Genomic DNA, 22,304 nt, shown 5'->3' with positions numbered 1-22,304 from the left:
ACTTGCGTTAAAAAAACAAGAAAAAGTAGGGCGGCGACGAACACCGGCTCTTCCCCAAAAAAGCCTGGGCGCGGAAAAATCCCATGAATGAAAAACAATTCCCTGGGATGGGAAAACCACGAGCCTGCCGTACCTCTGACTAGCGCCGCGAATTCAGGCCCAAGGCCCGATCTGGGCAGGCCAGGCGTGTTTGGCATAAAAACTGCATGTCCTGCAACGGGGCCCTCGGCGCTGGATGCCATGACGATCGATCAGGCCAAACGAACAACATGTCATTCAGGGGGCTAATCCGTGACACCCAAAAGCATGACCTCCGGCCCGGCCAGCGAACGGGCAGCCGCATTGATCGGCAATGCCGGACGCTTCCGACTGTTGCCGTTTTTCGCCGCCACCAGTCTCGTTATCTTCCTGCTGGTCGCCGGCGCCCTGTGGTACTTCGAAAAAGAACAGGACGTTTTCTTCAAGGACGTCCAGCAGGAGCAGAACGCCTTCTTCAAGCAGGTCCAGGATGACTTTTCCACTCGCCAGGACAGTGCGGCGCGCCGCGACCTGCTGAGCATCCACGAAGCCGGCAACGTCAATCTCACCCGCCTCTTCGCCAATGCCCTCTGGCAACAGGACTTCGCTCCGTTCGTCGCCAAGGCCGCGCAAATACCAGTTGAAGGTTGTCGGGCGATCGCCGACGTCAAGGACGAGAAAGACGGAAAGCTGAAGGCACCGGCCGAGAAAAAGGCCTGCTTCGCCGAGATCGGCAAGAAGATTGCCGCCTTTCCCGAGTTCTCCGCGCTCAACGCCAAGGTCTTCGACATGATGAAGAAGAGCACCGTCTTCAAGATCAAGGTCTTCGATCTGCGCGGGATCACGGTTTATTCCTCCGAGGCGGCCCAGATGGGCGAGGACAAGAGCATGAACGCCGGCTGGAAAGGCGCCGCCGTCGATGGCAAGCCGACCAGCGAACTGACCTTCCGCGACAAGTTCAGCGCTTTCGAGGGCGTCGTCGAAAAGCGCGACCTGATCTCCAGCTACTTGCCTGTTCTCGCTCCCGGCAGTGAAAAGGTGGTCGGCGTCTTCGAGGTCTACTCCGACGTTACCCCCTTCCTGAACCAGATCAAGGCAACCTCCGCCGATATCCGGAAGGCAGCGACCGACAACCAGGAAAAGGTCGAAGCGGCGGCCGCGGTCAATCAGGAGAAGGTCGAAGCCTCCGGTACGCGGACCCTGGCGATCGTGATGCTGCTATTGCTGCTGCTGTTCGGCGCCCTGTTCGCCATCGTCTGGCGGGCGGCGGCGATCATCGCGCGTCAGGAGAAGGATCGCGACCAGGCTCAACAACAGCTGGCCCAGTCGGAAAAAATGGCGTCGCTCGGCCAGATGGTGGCCGGCGTTGCCCACCAGTTGAACACTCCGCTGGCGTTCTCCTCCGCCAATATCGAGATGGCGATGCAGGCGCTGGACCGCTATGCCGTGCCGCTGCAGGTCGCCGGCGCGTTTTCCCGTCTGGTCAAGGGCAGCGCTGCCGACAAAGTGATGGTCAATATTGCCGATGCGCGCAGTCGCGTGGCCGGTATCGAAGACGCCGACCTCGACATCAAGGCACCGCAGGCCATGCTCCAGGACACGCTGCAAGGCGTCGAGCAGATGCGCGAACTGGTCGAGAACCTGCGCGACTTCACCCGCCTCGACCGCTCCAAGACCTCGCGCGTCGATCTCAACAAGAGCCTGCACAACGTGATCTACATCGCCAAGAGCGTCATCCCGACCACCATTGAAGTCGATGAAGCGTTCGGCACCTTGCCGGCCATCGAGTGCAACGTATCGCAGCTCAACCAGGTGTTTCTGAACCTGATCAACAACGCCGCGCACGCGATCGCCGAGGCCGGCACGATCACCGTGCGCAGCCTGCTCGAGGCCGGGCGGATCCGGGTCGATGTCTCGGATACCGGCAGCGGAATCCCCGACGAACATCTGCCCCATATCTGGGACACCTATTACACGACCAAACCGGCCGGCGAAGGCACGGGCCTCGGACTGAGCATCGCCCGGACCATCATTACCGAACACGGCGGCGAAATTTCGGTGCGGACGCGAACCGGGGAAGATTCCGGGACGACCTTCAGCGTCTATCTACCTGTCGCCGCCTAGTTGGAGAATTGCCAAATGACTGAAAGAAAAGGACGCATTCTTTGCGTTGATGACGAACCGAATATCCTGCGCTCGCTGACCTGGCTGCTGCAGAAGGATTTCGAGGTACTCACGGCATCCAGCGGCCAGGCCGGCCTGGCCCTGATCGAGCAGCATGACTTCGATGTCGTCATCTCCGACCAACGGATGCCCGGCATGATGGGATCCGAATTCCTGCACGAAGTACGCAAGCTGTCGCCGCGCTCGATGCGGATCATGCTCACCGGCTACTCCGACCTGCAGGCCCTGCTCCGGTCGGTCAATGACAGCGAGGTTTTCCGCTTCATCAGCAAGCCCTGGAAAATCACGGAATTGCCCGCCGTGGTGGCCGAAGCCGTGGTCATTGCCCGCACCCATCCCGCACCCGAGACGAGCACCGACACGGCCACACTACCGGCCCCCACAGCGAGCCGCGAGAGCATCCTGCTGATCGATGACGAGGCGACGCTGGCCGAACACCTGACACAGGAACTCGGGTCGGCACTGAACGTCATCCATGCCCGGGATATCGGCGAGGCGGTGGCTGCCTTCGACGACAACGACATCGGAATCGTCCTCTCCGACACCCGGGTCGCCAACACCGATACGACCGCGCTGCTACGCATGCTCAAGCAACAGCATCCGAGCATCGTCACCGTGGTCTACACCGCCGGCACCGATTCCGGCGAGGTCGTCAGCCTGATCAACCAGGGGCAGATTTTCCGTTTCATTCCGAAACCGGTGAAGCCCGGTGTTCTGGTACTTGCCATCACCGCCGCCGGACGCAAGCGTCAACAGTTGAAGGCGAATCCCGAACTGACCCGCCGCCATATGGTCGAGGAGATCGATCAGGTCAGCAAGCAGGCGTTCAACCAGAGTCTCGATCAACTGACCCGGCAGGCGGCCCATGCTGCGACCCAGCGACCGTTTCTGCAACGCCTGAGCGGTGGCTTCCGGCGCCTGTTCGGAACCTGACCCGACGTGGCGCGCAGCGGCGCCACCACCATTGATGCCGCCGATCAGCTCGCCGGCGAACCGTACTTGATGACGGCGGCGTCGAGCACCCCGGGGATGGCCAGCGGATCGCGAATGGTCCGCACCGCGGCGTACAACTCGCTGGCCTGCGGCCAGGTCCGCCGGAAGTAGCTGAGCAACAACTTCAGCCGGCCCGGTGCGTGACCAGGCACGACCCGCCGCTGCACCTTTTCCCAGTATTCGGCGATGCGTGGCAACAGGGCACGCCAGTCCTCCGGCGAGGGCTCTTCATCCATCAAGCCCTTGATCCGCAAGGCCAGGAAGGGATCGGCGACGGCGCCGCGCCCGATCATGACGTCGGCGCAGGCGCTGACCGAGCGGCAACGCCGCCAGTCGTCCACCGTCCACACTTCGCCGTTAGCGATCACCGGGATATTCACCGCGTCGGCGATGCGCGCGATCCACTCCCAGTGGGCCGGCGGCCGGTAACCGTGATCCTTGGTGCGGGCATGCACCACCAGCGATGCCGCGCCGCCCTCGGCCAGCGCCTGGGCACAATCGATGGCGAGCGAGGTGTCGGAGATGCCGAGCCGCATCTTGGCGGTCACCGGGATCGGATCGGGCACCGCCGCCCGCACCGAGCGCACGATCCGGCTCAGCAGTTCGGGATCGCCCAACAGCATCGCCCCGCCCCCATGCCGATTGACCGTCTTGGCAGGACAGCCGAAATTCAGATCGATGCCGTGCGGCGACAGCGCGCTGGCCTGCTCGGCATTCAGGCCCAGCCAATAGGGATCGCTGCCCAGCAACTGGATGGCCATCGGCGTGCCGACCGGGGTCTGGCAACCGTTCAGGACTTCCGGACAGATGCGCTCGTAGGTGCGCCGCGGCAGCACCGAACCCGAAACCCGGACGAACTCGGAAACCGCCGCGTCGAAGCCGCCGATGCCGGTCAGCACGTCGCGCAGGACGTAGTCGGCGAGCCCCTCCATCGGGGCGAGAAAAAGGCGGGGCATCGGGTTTCCGGACAAGGCATTGAAGTGGTGCGCATTATAATCCGCGCCATGCTGCGCTTAGTTCTCGACACCAACGTCGTCCTCGACCTCTTCCATTGGGCCAATACCGATGCCGTGCCGATCATGGCGGCACTGGAAAGCGGCCGCATCGCATGCTTTGCCGACGAACGCACGCTCGACGAGTTGCAACGGGTGCTGACCTACCCGCAGCTGAAAATGACTCCGGGCATGATCAGCGAACGCTACGCCCGCTACAGCGGTCTGATCCAGCTCGTCCCGGCCGGCGAAGCGCCGCCCCTGCCGCGTTGCAAGGACCGCGACGACCAGAAATTCCTCGAACTAGCCGCCCGTTGCGGCGCCAACATCCTGGTCAGCAAGGACAAGGCCCTGCTCAAATTGCGCGGGCGGACGACGCTGGCTTTCCAGATCATGAAGCCGGCGGCGGCTTCGGCGCTGCTCGCCGGCTGAAACTCAGCCCGCAGCCGGCTCGCTGTCGAGCAGGCGCTCGCACTCGACCATCATCGACTCGGCCAGTTCGGAGTGATGGTTGGGATCGAGCGCTTCCATCATGTCGTGAGCGGTGTACAGCCCGGCCTCCCGCGACAGCGTGCTGGCGATCTGTCGTGCCAGCTGGTCGCTGAGCGCCGAAAGCGCCCGCCGCTCGCTGAGCGGCAACGTGCGTTTAGAACGCGCCAGCCAGTCGGCGGCCAGGCTGGCGCCCTGCCCGTCGGTCAGCCACTGGCCGTACTCGTAGAAGGCCGTAAGGCGTTCGGCGGTCAGCGCGAAGATCAGGGCCACCCGCGTGCCGCGCTCGCTGGCCGGCGGCGGGGCTGGCTTCTCGCAAACCATCGTTGATCATCCTTCCAGTTTCCAGGCGGCGAACCATAGCACGGCTCGAACGACGAGGCCGAAAACCGTTTGCGGTGGCGTTGTTCACAATATCGCCGAGCAATTCAAAAACCCGTCAATGCGAATCGTTGTTATTTACTAAAACAAAATGTTACGATTCGCCCCGCAGATCAATTTTCGTCATTAGCCCAGCCAGCCACGGCCCCGCCTTCGCCAGCGAACCTCCAGCCAGCCACGCAAAAAATCACTCAGGGGGTTTTATCGTGTTTGCGTCACTGGCTCTTCGCCCATCCGGGATTCGCATGACTGCGCTCAGCGCCGCCATCGTCGCCCTTCCCTTCCTTGCGCAAAGCGCGCACGCCGCCGACGGCGAGAAAACGCTGAAGCAGGTCGTCGTCACCGACCAGCGCGACGCGCAGATTGAGCGCAAGGAAAGCAACGTCCAGAAGATCGTCATCTCCGAGGAAGAGATCGAGCGCTTCGGCGACGTCTCGGTCGGCGACATCCTGAAGCGCCTGCCCGGCACCTCATTCACCGGCCCGGCCGGGGTCACCAAGGATGTCCGGATGCGTGGCCTGGACAAGGGTTACACCCAGTTTCTGATCAACGGCGAGCCGGTGCCCGGCGCCACCAAGGACCGCCAGATGCAGGTCGACCGCCTGCCGGCCGACATGATCGAGCGCATCGAGATCATTCGCAACCCGAGTGCCGAATACGAGTCGGGCAACGTCGGTGGCATCGTCAATATCGTCTTCAAGCAGCGCATCGACGAGGTGACGCGTGCCCGCCTCGGCTACGGCCAGAACGGCGAAATGGCCGTCGGCGACGCCATCGTCCAAACCAGCAAGAACTGGGGAGATGTCGATCTGCTGCTCGCCGCCTCCTATACCATGGGTGCCGAGAACGTCATCGAGGAAAAGAAGACTTTCAACGTCACCACCGGCGCAGTCAGCGGCACCGAATACAAGCCGAAGCCGGTCGAGAAGACCGAGCTGCTGTTTACGCCGCGCCTGACCTGGCGTTTCGGCGAGGACCGGCTGACCCTGGAACCCTTCATTTCCAAGGGCACTGAAGACAAGACCGAGAACAACACGGTCAGCAACACGAGGGTGGTGACCAGCCGGGTCGCCACCACCGAGAACAAGGACGACAAGATTGGCCGCCTGGCCGGGCGCTACGATGGCAAAACCGCGTGGGGCAACTGGTATGCCAAAGCCGGCAGCCAGAAGACGACATCGGACAAGGACAAGATCACCTTGACCAACAGCTATCACGCGACCACCGGCGTCTCCACCGGTGCCAAGCGCGCAACCGAGGTCGAAGTGCTGGAGGAAAGCATCAATTACGCGGGCGCCGGCCTCATCCTTCCTTTGGGCGGCATGCACCGGCTGTCCACCGGTGTCGAGTTCCGTTTCTCCGATTACCTGAGCCGCAAGCCGAAGACCGAACAGTCCTTCTCGGCCGCCGGCGTGGCGGGCGCGGTGGTCGACAAGACCGGCGTGCGCGACAAGTTCGACATCACCGAGGACAAGTTGATTTTCTTCGTCCAGGATGAAATCAATCTCTTCAAGCGGCACTGGCTGACGCCGGGCATCCGCTATGAGCGCACGGCGCGCGAAGCGGAGGGCGGCAACAGCGTGGCACTGAACGATACCCAGCAAGCCAGCAATCCGTCGCTGCATTACCGCTGGGCCGCCATGGAGAGCCTGAACGTCCGGGCCAGCCTGGCCAAGACGCTTAAGCTGCCCAAGTTCGACCAGCTCAACCCGCTCATCGAAACCAAGACCGGCTCGACCAGCGATCCCGACAAAGGCGGCAATGCCGCGCTGGCGCCGGAACGGGCTCTCGGCCTGGAAGCCGGTGTCGAGAAGCTGTTCATGGGCAACCGCGGCATTGTCGGCCTCAATTTCTATAACCGCGAGGTCCAGGATTTCATCGAGGAGCGCACCAGCCAGGAAGGCGCGCGTTTCGTCAAACGCCCGCAAAACGTCGGCGATGCGCACTTCTGGGGCATGGAGTTCGACCTGCGCTTCCCGATTTTCGAGAAGCACGGCCATGTCCTGAATCTGGTCGGCAACCACTCCGAGTTGCGCGGCCGCATCAACAGCGCGAACAAGGGCAAGATCGACGTCAAGGAAATGCCGGAACGCGTCACCAACCTCGGCCTCGACTATCGCCATCGGCCGACCGCATCGTTTGCCGGCTTCTCGGTCAACCACACGCCGGAATTCACCAGCAACAGCACCAACGACGACGGCGTGATGGAGCAGAAAACCTGGGGCGCGCGCACCGGGCTCGATCTCTATGCCGGCAAAGCCTTCAGCCCGCTGGCCGAAATCCGCCTGATCGCCCGCAACGTGCTCTCGGTGGAAAAGGAAGAGCGCACGATCAAGCGCAATGAAACGACCGGCGCCATCACCGGCAACGAGTTCAAGGTCGAGCGCTCCAAGCCGACCGTGATGCTGACTTTCGAAAGTCGCTTCTAAGTTGCCCGCCAAGTCCGTCCTCGGTCATCCAGCCACGGCCCCGTTCGCGGGCGCCGTGCTGTTGGCCATCGCCGGTTCCTTGTCCGCCCAGGAAACCCTGCTCGCCGAAGTCGCCGTGACCGCCGGGCGCGACGGCGGCAGTGAAGTGAGGCGCAATGCCTCGGCCGCCAAGCTGGTCTATGAGCGCGAGGAACTGGAAACGATGGACGCCGCGAGCATCGGCGACCTGCTGCGCAAGCTGCCGGGCACCGGCGCCTTCGCCGACCCCGACAGCCGGCGCGGCCGGGGCAAAGGGCGCGACCGCCACCTGCCTCAGATCCTGGTCGACGGCCAGCCCCTGCCGGGTGGCGACAACTCGCCGGGCGCCGCCCTGCGCCTGCCGGTCGAGCTCATCGAACGGATCGAGATCATCCGTAACAGCACCGCCGAGTTTCCGGTCGCCGGCCCCGGCGGCGTCATCAACCTGGTGTTGCGCGACGTGCCGCCGCGGACGACGCGCGGCGCCCGCCTCGCCCTGGGCGCCACGGACGGCGAACCGATCGCCCGCCTCGAAGGCCAGGTCGGCGAGCGCTTTGACAACTTCGGCTACCTGTTCGGCGGCTCCTTCCAGCACCAGCCGCTGGTCGCGCACCAGGAAACCGACATCCAGCGCTTCACCGGCGGCAGCCGCACGGCCTGGACCCTTGAAAAAATCGAGCAGCGCGGCGACGAGAACAATCTGGCGCTGACCCCGCGCTTCAACTGGGGTCTCGGCAATGGCCGGCAATTCACGCTCAGCCCCTTGATCAACCTGACCGAGAACACCCGGCAAACCGAAATCGGCCGCCGCAGCTACGCCGACCCGCTCGCCGGCAGCGGTCTCGCCACGGCCGGCGACGACCGCGAACTGGAAGACGGCCGCCGGGCCAGCGCTCGCCTGAACGCCGAATGGAAACGCCTGCAGCCGGGCAATGCCGAGCTGCTGGCCCGGCTGACCGTGCAGGGCGAATACGAGGCAAAGGACAAGGCAGTCAGCAAATACGATGCGAACGGCGCCGCCAGCGGCAGTACCGACGAAAGCACCCGGCGCCGCGAGCGCGAGCTCGGCGCCATGCTCAAGAGCAAGCGCCTGTTCGCCGACAGCCATTTCGTCACCGCCGCCGTCGAATGGCGCGGCAAGCGCAGTGCCGACAGCCAGGACAAGCGCAGCAATGGCGTCGCCGTCGCCAGCGGCGCGGCCAGCCGGGCCGCCATCGAGGACAGGCGCCAGATCGCCTGGATCCAGGACGAATGGCAAGTCGCCGACGAGCACGTCCTGACCCCCGGCCTGCGCTGGCAGGCCCAGACGAGTTCGGTCACCGACGGCGCCGGGACGACGGTCGAGCAGAACTACAGCGGCTTCGATCCCTCGCTGCATTACCTGTGGCAGATCACCCCGGACTGGAACCTGCGCAGCAGCGTGGCCTTGAACGGCAAGCCGCCCAATGCCAAGGATCTCAGCCCGGTCGTGCGCACCGCCAGCGGCACCAACACCTCGGCCAACCCGGACAAGGCCGGCAACCCGAACCTGGAAGCCGAACGCAACCTGAGCTTCGAAATCGGCGCGGAGCACTTCCTGCCCCGGCGCGCCGGTACCGTCGGCGTTTCGCTCTTTCACCGCCGGATCGCCAACCAGGTGCAGAAGTTGATCCAGTTCGAAGGCGGGCGTTGGGTCGAACGCCCGTTCAACGTCGGCGATGCCGAACTGCAGGGCGGCCTGCTCGACTTCAAGTGGCGCACCGATGCCCTGCACTTGCCGGCGCTGACGCTGCGCGGCAACCTCTCCTACACGCACACCCGGCTGCTCGACCCGCCCCCGGCCTGGGCGCCGGCGAAGGCCCGCGCCGGAGCCTGAACCTCGGTTTCGATTACGAGCTGCCCGGCTGGCAGACGACGCTGGGCGGCAATTTCAACGCTATCGGCGCCCTCGACCGCGAAAGCAGCGCCAGCGTCCGCCAGACCCAGGGCTCGCGCCGCCAGCTCGACCTCTATGCGCTCTATCGCATCGACCGCCAATTGAGCCTGCGCCTGTCCGCCCAGAACCTCACAGGGGCCACGCGCCGCAACGAGCTGCAGGAATTCGACGGCAACGGCCAGTTGAGCCGCCTGGAGAACGACCGCGAACAAGGCATCGCCAGCTACTTCATCGCGCTGGAGGGCAAGTGGTGAGCCCGCACGCCATCGATAACCGTCCCCACCCCATCGTCCACCCGGAGGAACGAGCATGAAACTCAACTTCAAGGCCCGCAGCTGGCATACCTGGGGCAGCCTGATCCTGGCATTGCCGATCCTGATCGTCGGCGCCTCGGCCATCTTCATCGCCCACAAGAAAGCGCTCGGCACCGAAGAAATCCCCGTCGCCGCCAAGTGGCTGCCCGGCTATCGCAGCATGGGCGACAAAGCCAAGGGCATCGAAGCCCGCGCCGCGCTGACGACGAGCGCCGGCACGACCTACGTCGGTAGCCTGCAGGGGCTGTACCGCCTGGATGGTGACCAGCTGGTCGAGGTCGAGGCCCTGGCCAATACCCAGGTCCGCGCCCTCGCCGAGGCCCCGTTCGGACGCATCGCCGCCGCCAAGAGCGGCATCTGGCTGGAGACGAATGGCCAGTGGCAACGCACGCTGAAGGGCGATGCCTGGAATGCCAGCGCCCGCCCTGACGGCAGCGTCATCGTCTCGCTCAAGGACAAGGGCCTGATGACCAGTACCGACGGCCGCCAATGGCAGCCGGACGCTTTGTTGGCCGTCGCCCTGACCAGCGCGGCGAGCACGCAGGCCGACAAGCCGCTGACCCTGGGCAAGCTGATCATGGACCTGCACACCGGCCAAGCCTTCTTCGGCAAGGACGGCGAATGGATCTGGATCGACCTCGTCGGGCTCGCCATGTGCCTGCTCGCGCTGACCGGCGTCTACATGTGGTGGCGGGCCGAGAAGCGCAAGGCCGCTCTGACGGCAGGATAAGCGGGATGGTCATGGTCCTTTCCGCGCTTGCCCTGCTCGCCCTCGCCGGCATCGCCGGGCTGACCGTCGATGGCCTGCGCGCCATCGGGCGGCGCCGGCGTGCCGAAAATGCCAAGAAACCGCATCCGCTCCGCGTCGCCAAACGCCACGAGGTAGCCGGCGAACTGCTCTGCCTAGAACTCGCCGACCCGCGCGGCAAGCCGCTGCCGGCCTTCAGGGCCGGCCAGCATCTGCTGCTGACGGCGCCGGCCGGCAAGAACGGCCAGCCCATCCGGCGCGCCTATTCGCTGGCCGCCTGGGCCGCAAAACCGGGGTGCTACGAACTGGGCATCAAGCGCGAAGACCGCGGCGCGATGACGCAATGGCTGTGGCAACACGCGCAGCCAGGCAGCAGCATCGAGGCCAGCCCGGCGCAGGGCGATTTCGTCGTCCGAGCGGGCAGCGGCACGCTGGTCCTGATCGGCGGCGGCATCGGCATCACGCCAATGCGCGCCATGCTGCACGAAGCGCTGGGCAGCGGCCGGACGATCGTTCTGTTCCACGCCGCGCGCACCGCCGAGTCGCTGCTCTTTCAGGAAGAGTTCACCGCGCTGGCGGCGCAGCATGGCCAATTCGCCTATCGCCCGATCCTCTCGCGGCCAGCTGGCGAATGGACCGGCGACCGCGGCCGGCTCGACGCCGGGCGCATCGTCGCCGCCGTGCCGCTGCCCGACAGCGCCGACTTCTACCTGTGCGCCGGGAACGCGATGATGGACAGCCTGCGCCACGGCCTGCTCGCCCTCGGGATCGCCGATTCGCGCCTCCACAGCGAAGCCTTCGGCGCGGCAACGGGGAGCGGCCGGAGCGGCCTGAATCTGGCGATCCGCCAGGCCGGAACGACGAGAACGCTGGTCACCGCCGGCGAACCGACCGTGCTGGCGGCGCTGGAAGCCAACGACCTCGCCCCCGCCGCCGAATGCCGGGCCGGCAATTGCGGCCAGTGTGTCGCCCACCTGGAGGATGGCGAGGTGGACTGGCTGGTCAAGCCGGAGTTCAGCGTCGGCCCGCAGCAGTTTCTGCCCTGCGTCTGCGCGGCGCGCTCCGATCTGAACATTGCGCTGCCCTGATCCAGGCCCCAGACGCAAAAAAGCCGACCCTGAGGTCGGCATTGCGCTTTCCCGATATCGGGAATTACTTGGCCGGAGTAATCGTGCTTTCTTCGATCAGCAGCGGGTAGTTGTAGCCTGACCCGAAATCGCGATTGAGGAACACCTTGCCGGTCACCTGGACGGTGTCACCGACAGCGGCGGTCTGCTTGCTGGTGATGATCAGGTTGTTGCTGCTCGCATCGCCCGTGCCGTCCTGCACATGCACGAAGTTGCGGCCCATGATGCCGTTATTGACCTTGACGACTTTGCCCTTGACCGTGACTTCCTTGCCGGCCAGCGCCGACTTGTCCTTGTACACCGCAGCAACCGTGCTGGTTTCGGCGGCAAAGGCCAGCGAGGCGCCGAGCGAGACCGCGCCGGCAAGAACTACAGCAATAAATTTATTCATGAATCACAACTCCGCAAATGGAAAGAAGACGCGTCAGATGAAGCAAACGACATGCCGGCCCAGTATCAACGCTGCCACCCCCGGCGTCAATTACGGAATTTACGTCGGCAGCCAGGCGGCTCCGGATCAGGCATACTGCCACGCTCACGCCTTTTGCCGCCCCGCATGCCCACTGAAATCCGCCTGTCGCCCTTCGGCGAATGCCGTTACAACGCCTGGAACGACTACGTCAAAACCCGCCATGGCGGCCGGGTGCAGAAAGTTTCGGTGCTCGCCGGCTTTACCTGCCCGAACCGCGACGGCCTGCTCGGCACTGGCGGCTGCACCTTCTGCAACAACGCCGGCTTCACGCCCGGCCACCTGGATCGCCGGCAATCGATCCACGAGCAGATCGAAACCGGCCTCGACTTCCTGCGTCGGCGCTATCCGCGCACCCGGCACCACATCGCCTATTTCCAGAGCTACAGCAACACCTACGGCGAATTCGACCGCCTGCGCGCCTGCTATGAGGAAGCGCTGGCCCACCCCGAAATCAGCGGCCTGGCCATCGGCACCCGCCCCGACTGTCTGCCCGACCAAGTCCTCGATTACCTGGCCGAGCTGGCGCAGACGCACATCATCGAACTCGAAATCGGCGTCGAGTCCTGCAACGATGCCGCCCTGCAGCGGGTCAATCGTGGCCACGACTTCGCGGCCAGCGCCGATGCCATCCGGCGGGCCGCAGCGCGCGGGCTGGACGTCACCGCCCACTTGATGCTCGGCCTGCCCGGCGAAAGCACCACCAGCATGCTCGACGGCGCCCGCCAGCTCTCCGCCCTGCCGCTGCGCAGCCTGAAGCTGCATCAGCTCGACCTCGTGCGCGGCACGGCCCTGGCCCGCGAATGGGAACGCGACCCGGCCGCCGTCCCGCTCTTCGCCGAGGACGACTACATCACCCTGGTCGCCGACTTCATCGAGCGCCTGTCGCCGGACATCCTGCTCCAGCGCCTGGGCAGCGAGGTGCCGCCGAAGATGAAGCTGGCGCCGCACTGGAACCTGCGCCTGCACGAACTGGCGCCGCGGGTTTCTGCCGAACTGGCCCGCCGCGACAGTTGGCATGGTTGTCGCTATGAACCGGCCACATCTGCCTGAACACCGACTGGAAAACTCCGCCCGATGAAAATACTGATTACCCTGCTCACGGCCTGGCTGGCCGTCGCCCCCCTTGCCCAAGCTGCGACGCCGGGCGAAGTCGAAATCGGCAGCGTGCTGCGCGAAGCCAACATGCAGAGCCTGACCGGGCAGCCCCGGAAGCTTTCCGAATACCGCGGCAAGCCGCTGATCATCAATATCTGGGCCAGTTGGTGCGGCCCCTGCCGCGCCGAAATGGGTTCGCTTGACCGGCTGGCGCGGCGCTACGGCAAACACTTCACGGTGATCGGCATCTCGACCGACGATTACCCGGAGCGCGCCCAGGCTTTCTTGAAGCAGGCAAACACCAGCTTCGCCCACTACATCGACAGCAAACCCTGGCCGTTGGAAAACATGCTCGGCGCCAACAAGCTGCCGCTGACCGTGCTGGTCGACGCCGACGGTAAAGTGCTGGCCAAATACTACGGCGCCAAGGAATGGGACAGCCCGCAGGCAGTCGAGGTCATCGGCAAGACCTTCCGCCTCAAGCTGTAATAAGCCAGGGCGCGGTGCCCTTCAGCCCAGCGCCGCTGTGACGATCGCGCGGGCTTCGTCGACAAGTTCCGCGAGGTGGGCTTCGCTCTTGAAGCTCTCGGCGTACAGCTTGTAGATATCCTCAGTGCCCGACGGCCGGGCGGCAAACCAGCCATTCTCGGTGGTCACCTTGAGGCCGCCGATTGAAGCCCCGTTGCCCGGCGCGCTGGTCAGGCGGGCGGTGATGGGCTCGCCGGCCAGGCTGGCGGCACTGACCCGGTCGCCGGTCAGTTGCTTGAAAGCTGCCTTCTGCGCCCGGCTGGCCGGGGCGTCGATCCGCGTGTAATACGGCGTGCCGTAGCGCTCCGCAAGGTCCAGATAGTGACGGCCGGGGTCCCGGCCGGTGACGGCCGTGATCTCGGCGGCCAGCAGGCCGAGAATGATGCCGTCCTTGTCGGTGGTCCATACCGCGCCGTCGCGGCGCAGGAAGCTGGCGCCGGCGCTCTCCTCGCCGCCGAAACAGATGCTGCCGTCGAGCAGCCCCGGCGAGAACCACTTGAAGCCGACCGGCACTTCGTAAAGCTGACGGCCCAGACCCTTGACCACGCGATCGATCAGCCCGCTCGACACCAGTGTCTTGCCGACCGCTGCGGTGGCCGGCCATTGTGGGCGATGGGTGAGCAGGTACTGGATGGCGACGGCCAGGTAATGGTTGGGATTGATCAGGCCCTGCGAAGGCGCGACGATGCCGTGGCGGTCGACGTCGGCGTCATTGCCCCAGGCGATGTCGAAGCGATCCTTGAGTGCGACCAGGCCGGCCATGGCATAGGGACTGGAGCAGTCCATCCGGATCTTGCCGTCGTGATCCAGGGTCATGAAGCCGAAGGCCGGATCGACTGCCGGATTGACGACCTCGATATCGAGGTCGTAATGCTCGGCAATCGGTCGCCAATAAGCCACTGCCGCCCCGCCCAGCGGGTCGACGCCGATGCGCAGCTTGGCCCGGCGGATCGCTGTCATGTCGATCACGTTCCCGAGGTCGGCGATATAGGGCGTCATCAGGTCCACCGCCCGGGTCGTCGGCGCCGCCAGAGCCTGCTCATAGGGCACGCGCTTGACGCCGCGATTGCCGTCGGAAAGCAGGGCATTGGCCCGCTGCTCGACCCAGCCGGTGACATCGGTATCGGCCGGCCCACCGTGCGGCGGGTTGTACTTGATGCCGCCATCCTGCGGCGGGTTGTGCGACGGGGTGATGACGATGCCGTCGGCCCTTTCGCCCGGATGCGCGGCATTGAAGACGAGAATGGCGCGTGAAATGACCGGCGTCGGCGTGTAGCCGTCGTCGGCCTGCAAATGGACCACGACGCCGTTGGCAGCCAGGACTTCGAGGGCGGTCTGCTGCGCCGGGCCGGACAGGGCATGGGTGTCCTTGCCCAGGAAAAGCGGACCGCCGATGCCGGCCTGGGCGCGATACTCGGCCACGGCCTGGGCGATGGCGAGGATGTGCGCTTCGTTGAAACTGCCGTTGAGCGCTGTGCCGCGGTGGCCGCTGGTGCCGAAGGCGACGCGCTGGGCCGGATCGCCGGCGTCCGGTCGATTAGTGTAGGCGGCCAGCAACGCGGGAATGTCGGTCAGGCTGGATTGCGGGGCCGGCTGGCCGGCCAGGGGATGGGCCATCGTGGAAGTCCTTGAGCTGTATGTTGGGCGGCCGAGTATCGGAGACGCGCGGGCCGCCATGGTGCAGCCAAGCTTTATGCCTGGCAAGTATCGACGCCGCGATCGGTCGACAGGGCGTCCGCGCAGCGTTGCGGCAGGACGAAGCCGTGCGCCGGGTCATCCAGGGCCAGGGCGCTGATCACCGGCACATGCGTGCGGACCCCGCCAAAGATCGTAGCGAACGAGACGTCGGCCGCATCGCGCCCGGTGCCGAAGCGGATGAAGCCCATCGGAATCCCGGTGCCGGACGGGTCGAAGATATACCAGCGCTGACCGAGATAGACCTCGACATAGGCCTGAAAATCGGGCGGCCCCAGGGTCGGATCGGCGCCGTAGTCGGTCCCGGTGGCGAAGCGCGCCGGAATATTCAGGGCGCGGCAGAGCGCGATCATCAGGTGGGCGAAGTCGCGGCAGACGCCGACTTTCGAGTTGAGCGTATCGATCGCCGAAGTCGTCGTCGTCGAACTGCGCGACTTGAATGTGACGTTTTTTCTAACCCAGTCCTCGATCGCCAGAACCCGGCTGTAGCCGTTGGCGAGGCCGCCGAAAGTACTCATCGCCAGATTCACGAAAAGGTCCGACTGGCAATAGCGGCTCGGGTAGATATAGGCGATCACCTCGGGTGGCAGGTGCTGGACCGGCACTTCGGCGACCTGGTCGGGTTTGGCGAAATGGTGGACCAGATCCACCGTCGCCGCGTAGGACACCCTCAACACCCCGGGCAGGGCATGCAGGCGCAGATAACGATTGCCCGAAGCGGCATCGGTGTACATCTGCGGCGTGACTGGCTGGCTCAGCTCGAAGCGTTCGGCGACGATGGTCTGGGCTGCCGTGCGCGCCGCATGGATGTTGAATACGAAGTCGGCCCCCGCCTGGTCGATCTCGAAATTCAGGCCGACCTGCAGTTCGATGCGGATCATGCGACGCCCCTGAACGGCGGTTGGTCAGCGCGGGCTACGACGGGGCCGGGAAAGTTGTCCAAGGATTGCATTGGGCAAGTATGCCCCCGATGGCGTGGCGCCTATGTCTGCCAACGAACATAACGACGCTCGCAACTGCTCAGGCATGCCGGCCGTTACGCCTGCCGCCGCCGGAAAACCCATCGTTTGTCATCCGACACTGCGGGTTCGAAAGCGTAGCCGTCGCTATCAAAATCTTTCAGCCCTTCCGGCTCGCTCAGCCGGTTCTCAACCGCGTAACGCGTCATCAGGCCGCGCGCCCGCTTGGCGTAGAAGCTGATGATCTTGTAGCGGCCGTTCTTCCAGTCCTCGAACACCGGCTGGATCAGTTCGCCCTTGATCTTGGGCCCGACCGCCGCCTTGAAATACTCCTCGGAAGCCAGATTGACCGCGACCGGGCGCGGCATGTCGTCCAGTTCGGCGTTGATGGTTTTCAGCAGGCGCTCGCCCCAGAAAGCGTAGAGATCCTTGCCCGCCTTGTTGGCGAAGCGGGTACCCATTTCCAGCCGGTAGGGCTGCATCAGGTCGAGCGGCTTCAGGATGCCGTAGAGGCCGGAGAGCATCCGCACCCGCTGCTGCGCGAAATCGAGGTCGGCGGCGGACAGCGTCTTGGCATCCAGGCCATCGTAAACGTCGCCGTCGAAGGCGAGCACCGCCTGCTTGGCGTTGTCCGGCGAAAACGGCAGCGACCAGTCGGCATAACGGTTGTAGTTGAGCAAGGCCAGCGGGTCGGAGAGATCCATCAGGTTGGCGATGTCGGCCGGCGACAGCTTGCGTAGCTGCTTGATCAGGATTTCCGAGTGTTTCAGGAAAGCCGGCTGGGTATGAGTGGCAATGTGCGGCGGGGTCTTGTAGTCGAGCGATTTGGCGGGGGAAAGGAAGATCAACATGCGAACAGCCTCGGTGGTATTTTGTCTATTGCGAACCTCCGGATTTTACCGGCTGGTAAAATTACTTTTTTGTAAATTCTGGAACACCCATGAAACGAACCCGCTTCGGCTCGCGCGACCGCCTTTCACGCGATGCTGCCGAACTCCAGCGCCTGGCCAGCGGTCTTTCCGAGTCCGGCGGCAAACTGGAAGACAGCTACTGGGAAACCCAGCTTTCGGAAGTTGTCGACGGCCTGCTCAAGAACGGCGCCGAAGACGACATCAATACCGCCCTTGACCGCCTGTTCGAAGCCAACCCGCGCGCCCACGACGAACTCGCCGACATGGTCGAGTCGCGGGCCGAAACCAACCACATGACAGCCGGCGGCAAGGAATACGACATCCAGCTTTTCGCGGCGCCGGTTCTGGCCTGGTCGCGCTTCTCGATTCCCGCCTGCGCCCTGCCGAAAAGCACCGTCGAGGCGCTGGCCGTGCATCTCGGCGCCCACGTCTTCGGAGCCGACACCCGCGTCGCGCTGGCAGATTTCCTGTTCAGCCCGGACCAGTTGCCGCGCAGCTTCTGCGATACCTGGCTGATGACCCAGGAGCTCGGCAAGGCGACGCTGGCCGGCCAGCACATGGCGGTCGACGCGGCCGGGATGGCGGAAACCAACCGTTTCCTGTCCGACGTCCGCTACCTGATCGGCGCCATTGCCGTGCCGCGCGGCAAGCCGCTGTTCCGCTGGAACGAGACGGATGGCAACAAGGAGGCCGCGCTCAAGGAATGGATCAAGCAGGGCAGCCCCAATCTCGAGCCGCTGCTCACCGGCTGCGCCTGGCAACCGCTGCTGCCGGATGCCTACCACGCCTCCTGCCGCAATGCCGACCGCCTCTCCCGCCCCTATTCGCTGAAGGCTTCGGTGGCCTTCCTGCAGACCATGCTCGGCCTGATGCCCGCCGATATCCGCGCCGTCGTCGGCCCGTGCTACGACCGCCGGATGGAGGAATACCGCGTCGGCCTCGGCCCCAAGGACAAGGACGAGACCTACCACGGCATCGTCTGGCCGCTGCTCGGCGCCGAAGACGAAGCGACCGACGCAGCCAGCGAAATCGAGGCCGTACTGCGCGAAGCCGGGGTCAAGGACGTGCTCTTCCTCGACCACCATTTCCCGATGGAATTCTGCGACGACTGCGGGGCACCGTTCTACCCCAACGTCGAAGCCGAACTGGTGCACGCCGAAATGCCCGAGCAACCGACCGCCAACTCGCAAGTCCTGCATTGATGGAGCAGTCGTCGAACCAGGCCTGGCTGGCCCGTAGCCAGGCTGCCGTCTGGCACCCGTGCACGCAGATGCAGCACCACGCGCAGACGGCCTCGCCGGCCCACCTGCCGCTGGTGCCGATTGCCCGCGGCAGCGGCGCCTGGCTCTACGACTTCGACGGCAAGCGCTACCTCGACGGCATCAGCTCCTGGTGGACCAACCTCTTTGGCCACGCCAACCCGCGGATCAATGCCGCGCTCAAGGACCAGCTCGAAACGCTGGAACACGTGATGCTCGCCGGCTTCACTCACCAGCCGGTGGTCGAGCTTTCCGAGCGCCTCGCCGCCCTGACCGGCGGCAGTCTCGGCCATGCCTTCTACGCCTCGGACGGCGCCTCGGCGACCGAGATCGCGCTGAAGATGAGCTTCCACTACTGGCGCAATGTCGGCCGCCGGGAGAAGGCGGAATTCCTCTGCCTGGCCGGCAGCTACCACGGTGAGACGGTCGGCGCGCTGGCCGTCACCGACGTCGCGCTGTTCAAGGATGCCTACGCGCCGCTGGTCCGACACGCAACGGTCGTCCCCTCGCCCGATTTCCGCCTCGCCGAAGCCGGCGAAAGCCCGGCCGACGTCGCCCGCCGCGCCGCCGCCGCGCTCGAAGCCCATCTCGAACGCCACGGCGAACGAACCGCCGCGCTGATCGTCGAGCCGCTGATCCAGGGCGCCGCCGGCATGGCGATGTACGACCCGGAATACCTGCGCCTGGCTCGCGCCCTCTGCGATCAATACGAAGTGCACCTGATCTGCGACGAAATCGCCGTCGGCTGCGGCCGCACCGGCACTTTCTTTGCCCACGAGCAGGCCGCCATCCGCCCCGACCTGATGTGCCTGTCGAAAGGCATTTCCGGCGGCTACCTGCCGCTCTCCATCGTCTTGAGCAGCGACACCATCTACGAAGCCTTCCTCGACGACTCGGTGGCCCGCGCCTTTCTGCACTCGCACTCCTACACCGGCAACCCACTGGCTTGCCGCGCCGCACTGGCGACCTTGGACATCTTCGCTGAAGACAATGTGCTGGCCGAAAACCAGGGAAAGGCCGCCCGGATCGGCGCCGCCCTCGCCCCGCTCGCCGAACTGCCGCAGGTCAGCCACCTGCGCCAGCACGGCATGATCGCCGCCTTCGATGTCGCCACCGCCGACCCCTACTTCTCGCGCAAGTTCTACCGCGCGGCGCTCGACCGGGAAGCCCTGATCCGCCCGATCGGCAACACGGTTTACCTGATGCCACCCTACATCGTCGGCGACGAGGAAATTGCCCGGCTTGGCGCGGCCGTCCGCGGCGCTCTCGACGCCGCCTGCGCCCCGGGCTTCTAGCCCCACAAAGGCAAGGCTGGCGCCGCTCCCGCAGCCATGCGCCCGGCCAGAGCCGGCAGCCGGGTGCAACTTGCCGGCCCGATCCAGATCGAAGCAGAACATTCCCAGGCAATCCACGCCAGCTGCTGCACGGATTGCGCCGGGAGGTTGGCGAGCGCGCCGACTGATTCCCCACCATCAATCCCGGGCCAACACCGGGCCCGTTGATAAGGAGCGATTCATGGCACCCACTACCGAAAATCCGGCCGGGCACAAACCCGGCGCCCACCAGACCCTGCTGCTGGTCGCCACCCGCAAGGGCGCCTGGCTCTATTACGGCGACAAGTCACGCCAGACCTGGCGCACCGACGGGCCGCACTTTCTCGGCCACATCATCAACCATCTGCTGCTTGACCCGCGCGACGGGCGAACCCTGTTGGCGGCGGCGAAGACCGGCCATCTCGGGCCGACCATCTTCCGCTCCACGGATTTCGGGCGGAACTGGCAGGAAGCAGCCCGGCCACCGGCCTTCGCACCCGTCGCTGACGGCAGCGGTCGTGCCGTCGATCACACTTTCTGGCTGACCCCAGGCCACGCCGACGAGCCCGGCGTCTGGTATGCCGGCACCTCGCCGCAGGGGCTGTTCCGCTCCGAAGACGGCGGCGTCAACTGGGTGCCGTTCTCGGTAATCAACGACGATCCGCAATATCGCGAATGGATGGGCAGCGTGCAGGACGGCACGCCGGACGGACCGAAAATGCACTCGATCATCGTCGATCCGCGCGATCCGGCGCACCTCTACCTGGCGATGTCAGGCGGCGGCGTGCACGAATCGGCTGATGGCGGCCGCAGCTTTGCGCCGCTGGTCGAGGGCATGGAAGTCGTCGAGGGCTTCGAGCCCAGCAACATCGCCTTCCACGACCCGCACTGCGTCCGCCTTTGCCCGAGCCATCCCGACCGCCTGTACCAACAGAACCACTGCGGCATCTACCGCCTCGACCGGCCGGCCGATCGCTGGCAGCGCATCGGCAAGAACATGCCGGCGGCGGTCGGCGATATCGGTTTCCCGCTCGTCGTGCACCCACGCGACGCCGACACCGCCTGGGTTTTCCCGATGGATGGCAGCAGCGTCTGGCCACGGACCAGCCCGGGCGGCAAACCGGCGGTCTATGCGACGCGCAACGGCGGCGAGACCTGGCAACGCCTCGATGCCGGACTACCGGCCAGCCAGGCATGGTGGACGGTGAAGCGCCAGGCGATGGCCGCCGACCGTCACGATCCGGTCGGCCTCTACTTCGGTACGACCAGCGGCGAACTGTGGATGAGCCGCGATGAAGGCGGGCAATGGGAGCCGCTCGCCAACCACCTTCCGGAAATCTACGCCGTCGAAAGCGCCGAACTGGCCTGACGGCGGGCAGACCATGAAAGTGCTGATCCCCAGCGCGCTGCACTCCTACACCGGCGGCAGCAAGGCGGAGGCCGACGGCGACACGCTCGCCGCCGCCCTTACCGACCTCGACCGCCGCTATCCGGGCATCCGTTTCCGGATGATCGACGAACAGAACCGGATTCGCCGCCATATCCGCTTCTTCGTCGGCGGCGCGCAGGTCGTCGATCTCGCCCACCCCCTCTCGCCCAATGCAGAGCTGATCATTGTCCAGGCGCTGAGCGGCGGCTAAGAAGCACCGCCCTCGCCCGCCGCATGGCAACCTTCTTGCTAAGCATGCCAGGCTCGGCGAATGCGGGCGACCAACAATAATTGGGGGGTTTATGAAAACAAAGCGCGTTCTGGCGACGCTGATGCTGGCCGGCGCTGCCGCCAGCGCCAACGCAACACTGGTTGGCGACAGCGTACACATTGCACAGAATTTTCCGACCATCGGGGCCGAGTTTTACCCGACGGATGCCGTGGTCGGCAGTAACGTGGAGTTCACCTGGCCTGCCGTCCTGACGCTCGACATCGGCGCCGCGGCGATCGACATCCGCTTCACCAACATCGGATTCCAGGACGTGCCGGCCGGCGGCATCAACCACAACGGCCCGATCGTTTGGGGACTGAACGACAGCCTGGGCGGTCAGCTGCTCGGTGTCAGCAACTTCGCGACCAACAGCGCGTTTTCGGCGAGCGACATCATGTTCGGCGACGACTATATCGGCTTCAATCTCGACAATCTGGCATTTACCAGCGGCCAATTCATCCACGTCGACCTGAACTTTGCGACGCCCAGCACGGTTACGGAACCTGGCAGCCTGGCCCTGATCGGCCTTGGCCTGCTCGGCCTGGCCTTCGCTCGCCGGGTCATGCGGAAGGCGGGTTGAAGCAGCCGGCTGCCTACGCAATAAGGAGTGGCCAGTTTCTTATTCCGGAGAATAAACAACTCCGGAATTCCCGATTTTCGGACTAGTACCAGGTTTTTCCCGCTGTTTTCGCCGCCGCGTGCGACATCATGCACACGCGGCCCATCAATTTCCGCTTGGGGCCTGCCTCCAGGAAACCACTGAT

Annotated in this window: 20 protein-coding genes; 14 read left to right on the top strand and 6 right to left on the bottom strand. The window is 65.1% G+C overall.

Features of this window, described 5'->3' with window-relative positions; all coding sequences use genetic code 11:
- Positions 1-291 precede the first annotated feature (291 nt).
- On the top strand, positions 292-2,142 hold the full coding sequence (locus tag NQE15_RS10475; protein WP_265949500.1) for a sensor histidine kinase: 1,851 nt from the start codon (positions 292-294) through the stop codon (positions 2,140-2,142).
- A gap of 15 nt (positions 2,143-2,157) precedes the next feature.
- A complete protein-coding gene (locus NQE15_RS10470) occupies positions 2,158-3,135 on the top strand; it encodes a response regulator (protein ID WP_265949497.1) in 978 nt (325 codons plus the stop codon).
- Between the two features lie 44 nt (positions 3,136-3,179).
- On the opposite strand, the gene NQE15_RS10465 is transcribed toward NQE15_RS10470, so the two are convergent.
- Positions 3,180-4,151 (bottom strand): tRNA dihydrouridine synthase, encoded by a 972-nt coding sequence (locus NQE15_RS10465; RefSeq protein ID WP_265949495.1) that lies wholly within the window; start codon positions 4,149-4,151, stop codon positions 3,180-3,182.
- A gap of 48 nt (positions 4,152-4,199) precedes the next feature.
- On the opposite strand from NQE15_RS10465, the gene NQE15_RS10460 reads away from it, so the two are divergent.
- A complete protein-coding gene (locus NQE15_RS10460) occupies positions 4,200-4,619 on the top strand; it encodes a putative toxin-antitoxin system toxin component, PIN family (RefSeq protein WP_265949493.1) in 420 nt (139 codons plus the stop codon).
- A 3-nt stretch (positions 4,620-4,622) separates the two neighbouring features.
- Here the strand turns inward: NQE15_RS10460 and NQE15_RS10455 are convergent, their stop codons facing one another.
- The gene (locus tag NQE15_RS10455; RefSeq protein WP_265949490.1) at positions 4,623-5,000 is read right to left on the bottom strand and encodes a hypothetical protein; all 378 of its coding nucleotides are present in this window, start codon (positions 4,998-5,000) and stop codon (positions 4,623-4,625) included.
- 302 nt (positions 5,001-5,302) lie between these two features.
- On the opposite strand from NQE15_RS10455, the gene NQE15_RS10450 reads away from it, so the two are divergent.
- The 4 genes from NQE15_RS10450 to NQE15_RS10430 all read left to right on the top strand — a co-directional run bounded on the left by NQE15_RS10450 (position 5,303) and on the right by NQE15_RS10430 (position 11,569).
- Positions 5,303-7,486, top strand: a complete 2,184-nt coding sequence (locus NQE15_RS10450; RefSeq protein ID WP_265949487.1) for a TonB-dependent receptor plug domain-containing protein — start codon at positions 5,303-5,305, stop codon at positions 7,484-7,486.
- Between the two features lies 1 nt (position 7,487).
- Positions 7,488-9,359, top strand: coding sequence for a TonB-dependent receptor plug domain-containing protein (locus NQE15_RS10445; RefSeq protein ID WP_265949485.1), 1,872 nt, complete (start codon positions 7,488-7,490; stop codon positions 9,357-9,359).
- A 369-nt stretch (positions 9,360-9,728) separates the two neighbouring features.
- Complete coding sequence (locus NQE15_RS10435; RefSeq protein WP_265949482.1) at positions 9,729-10,463, top strand: PepSY-associated TM helix domain-containing protein; 735 nt, start codon at positions 9,729-9,731, stop codon at positions 10,461-10,463.
- A 5-nt stretch (positions 10,464-10,468) separates the two neighbouring features.
- A complete protein-coding gene (locus tag NQE15_RS10430; RefSeq protein WP_265949480.1) occupies positions 10,469-11,569 on the top strand; it encodes an FAD-binding oxidoreductase in 1,101 nt (366 codons plus the stop codon).
- A 64-nt stretch (positions 11,570-11,633) separates the two neighbouring features.
- On the opposite strand, the gene NQE15_RS10425 is transcribed toward NQE15_RS10430, so the two are convergent.
- A complete protein-coding gene (locus NQE15_RS10425; RefSeq protein WP_265949478.1) occupies positions 11,634-11,999 on the bottom strand; it encodes a hypothetical protein in 366 nt (121 codons plus the stop codon).
- Between the two features lie 165 nt (positions 12,000-12,164).
- On the opposite strand from NQE15_RS10425, the gene NQE15_RS10420 reads away from it, so the two are divergent.
- Together NQE15_RS10420 and NQE15_RS10415 are read left to right on the top strand one after the other, a co-directional pair.
- Positions 12,165-13,130 carry a TIGR01212 family radical SAM protein gene (locus NQE15_RS10420; RefSeq protein WP_265949475.1) on the top strand — a complete coding sequence of 322 codons (966 nt, stop codon included), beginning with the start codon at positions 12,165-12,167 and terminating at the stop codon, positions 13,128-13,130.
- A 24-nt stretch (positions 13,131-13,154) separates the two neighbouring features.
- Positions 13,155-13,664 carry a TlpA family protein disulfide reductase gene (locus NQE15_RS10415; protein ID WP_265949472.1) on the top strand — a complete coding sequence of 170 codons (510 nt, stop codon included), beginning with the start codon at positions 13,155-13,157 and terminating at the stop codon, positions 13,662-13,664.
- A gap of 21 nt (positions 13,665-13,685) precedes the next feature.
- Here the strand turns inward: NQE15_RS10415 and pgm are convergent, their stop codons facing one another.
- From pgm to yaaA, 3 genes are all read right to left on the bottom strand, one after another.
- Positions 13,686-15,320: a phosphoglucomutase (alpha-D-glucose-1,6-bisphosphate-dependent) gene (gene pgm / locus NQE15_RS10410; protein ID WP_265949469.1), complete on the bottom strand. Its 1,635-nt coding sequence runs from the start codon at positions 15,318-15,320 to the stop codon at positions 13,686-13,688.
- Between the two features lie 74 nt (positions 15,321-15,394).
- A complete protein-coding gene (locus NQE15_RS10405; protein WP_265949467.1) occupies positions 15,395-16,279 on the bottom strand; it encodes a transglutaminase-like domain-containing protein in 885 nt (294 codons plus the stop codon).
- Positions 16,280-16,434: 155 nt separating this feature from the next.
- Positions 16,435-17,208 (bottom strand): peroxide stress protein YaaA, encoded by a 774-nt coding sequence (gene yaaA, locus NQE15_RS10400; RefSeq protein WP_265949465.1) that lies wholly within the window; start codon positions 17,206-17,208, stop codon positions 16,435-16,437.
- 89 nt (positions 17,209-17,297) lie between these two features.
- Between yaaA and NQE15_RS10395 the strand changes: the two genes are divergently transcribed.
- The 5 genes from NQE15_RS10395 (at position 17,298) to NQE15_RS10375 (ending at position 22,120) form a co-directional block, all read left to right on the top strand.
- Positions 17,298-18,470: a DUF2863 family protein gene (locus NQE15_RS10395; RefSeq protein ID WP_265949463.1), complete on the top strand. Its 1,173-nt coding sequence runs from the start codon at positions 17,298-17,300 to the stop codon at positions 18,468-18,470.
- The gene (bioA, locus tag NQE15_RS10390) at positions 18,470-19,822 is read left to right on the top strand and encodes an adenosylmethionine--8-amino-7-oxononanoate transaminase (protein WP_265949460.1); all 1,353 of its coding nucleotides are present in this window, start codon (positions 18,470-18,472) and stop codon (positions 19,820-19,822) included. Before NQE15_RS10395 ends, bioA begins: the two co-directional genes overlap by 1 nt.
- Positions 19,823-20,042: 220 nt before the next feature.
- Positions 20,043-21,209 (top strand): WD40/YVTN/BNR-like repeat-containing protein, encoded by a 1,167-nt coding sequence (locus tag NQE15_RS10385; protein ID WP_265949458.1) that lies wholly within the window; start codon positions 20,043-20,045, stop codon positions 21,207-21,209.
- Positions 21,210-21,222: 13 nt separating this feature from the next.
- Positions 21,223-21,480 carry a MoaD/ThiS family protein gene (locus NQE15_RS10380; RefSeq protein ID WP_265949455.1) on the top strand — a complete coding sequence of 86 codons (258 nt, stop codon included), beginning with the start codon at positions 21,223-21,225 and terminating at the stop codon, positions 21,478-21,480.
- A gap of 91 nt (positions 21,481-21,571) precedes the next feature.
- Positions 21,572-22,120, top strand: a complete 549-nt coding sequence (locus tag NQE15_RS10375; RefSeq protein ID WP_265949453.1) for a PEP-CTERM sorting domain-containing protein — start codon at positions 21,572-21,574, stop codon at positions 22,118-22,120.
- Positions 22,121-22,304 lie beyond the last annotated feature (184 nt).

This window comes from Dechloromonas sp. A34, assembly GCF_026261605.1.
Lineage (GTDB): Bacteria > Pseudomonadota > Gammaproteobacteria > Burkholderiales > Rhodocyclaceae > Azonexus.
The sequence above is the reverse complement of the archived record's forward strand: the minus strand, read 5'-3'. Positions and strand labels throughout refer to the sequence as shown.

Coding starts and splice junctions, on each gene's coding strand:
- NQE15_RS10470 (WP_265949497.1), top strand. CDS start 2,158: ATGACTGAAAGAAAAGGACGCATTCTTTGCGTTGATGACGAACCGAAT.
- NQE15_RS10465 (WP_265949495.1), bottom strand. CDS start 4,151: ATGCCCCGCCTTTTTCTCGCCCCGATGGAGGGGCTCGCCGACTACGTC.
- NQE15_RS10460 (WP_265949493.1), top strand. CDS start 4,200: ATGCTGCGCTTAGTTCTCGACACCAACGTCGTCCTCGACCTCTTCCAT.
- NQE15_RS10455 (WP_265949490.1), bottom strand. CDS start 5,000: ATGGTTTGCGAGAAGCCAGCCCCGCCGCCGGCCAGCGAGCGCGGCACG.
- NQE15_RS10450 (WP_265949487.1), top strand. CDS start 5,303: ATGACTGCGCTCAGCGCCGCCATCGTCGCCCTTCCCTTCCTTGCGCAA.
- NQE15_RS10435 (WP_265949482.1), top strand. CDS start 9,729: ATGAAACTCAACTTCAAGGCCCGCAGCTGGCATACCTGGGGCAGCCTG.
- NQE15_RS10430 (WP_265949480.1), top strand. CDS start 10,469: ATGGTCATGGTCCTTTCCGCGCTTGCCCTGCTCGCCCTCGCCGGCATC.
- NQE15_RS10425 (WP_265949478.1), bottom strand. CDS start 11,999: ATGAATAAATTTATTGCTGTAGTTCTTGCCGGCGCGGTCTCGCTCGGC.
- NQE15_RS10420 (WP_265949475.1), top strand. CDS start 12,165: ATGCCCACTGAAATCCGCCTGTCGCCCTTCGGCGAATGCCGTTACAAC.
- NQE15_RS10415 (WP_265949472.1), top strand. CDS start 13,155: ATGAAAATACTGATTACCCTGCTCACGGCCTGGCTGGCCGTCGCCCCC.
- pgm (WP_265949469.1), bottom strand. CDS start 15,320: ATGGCCCATCCCCTGGCCGGCCAGCCGGCCCCGCAATCCAGCCTGACC.
- NQE15_RS10405 (WP_265949467.1), bottom strand. CDS start 16,279: ATGATCCGCATCGAACTGCAGGTCGGCCTGAATTTCGAGATCGACCAG.
- yaaA (WP_265949465.1), bottom strand. CDS start 17,208: ATGTTGATCTTCCTTTCCCCCGCCAAATCGCTCGACTACAAGACCCCG.
- NQE15_RS10395 (WP_265949463.1), top strand. CDS start 17,298: ATGAAACGAACCCGCTTCGGCTCGCGCGACCGCCTTTCACGCGATGCT.
- bioA (WP_265949460.1), top strand. CDS start 18,470: ATGGAGCAGTCGTCGAACCAGGCCTGGCTGGCCCGTAGCCAGGCTGCC.
- NQE15_RS10385 (WP_265949458.1), top strand. CDS start 20,043: ATGGCACCCACTACCGAAAATCCGGCCGGGCACAAACCCGGCGCCCAC.
- NQE15_RS10380 (WP_265949455.1), top strand. CDS start 21,223: ATGAAAGTGCTGATCCCCAGCGCGCTGCACTCCTACACCGGCGGCAGC.
- NQE15_RS10375 (WP_265949453.1), top strand. CDS start 21,572: ATGAAAACAAAGCGCGTTCTGGCGACGCTGATGCTGGCCGGCGCTGCC.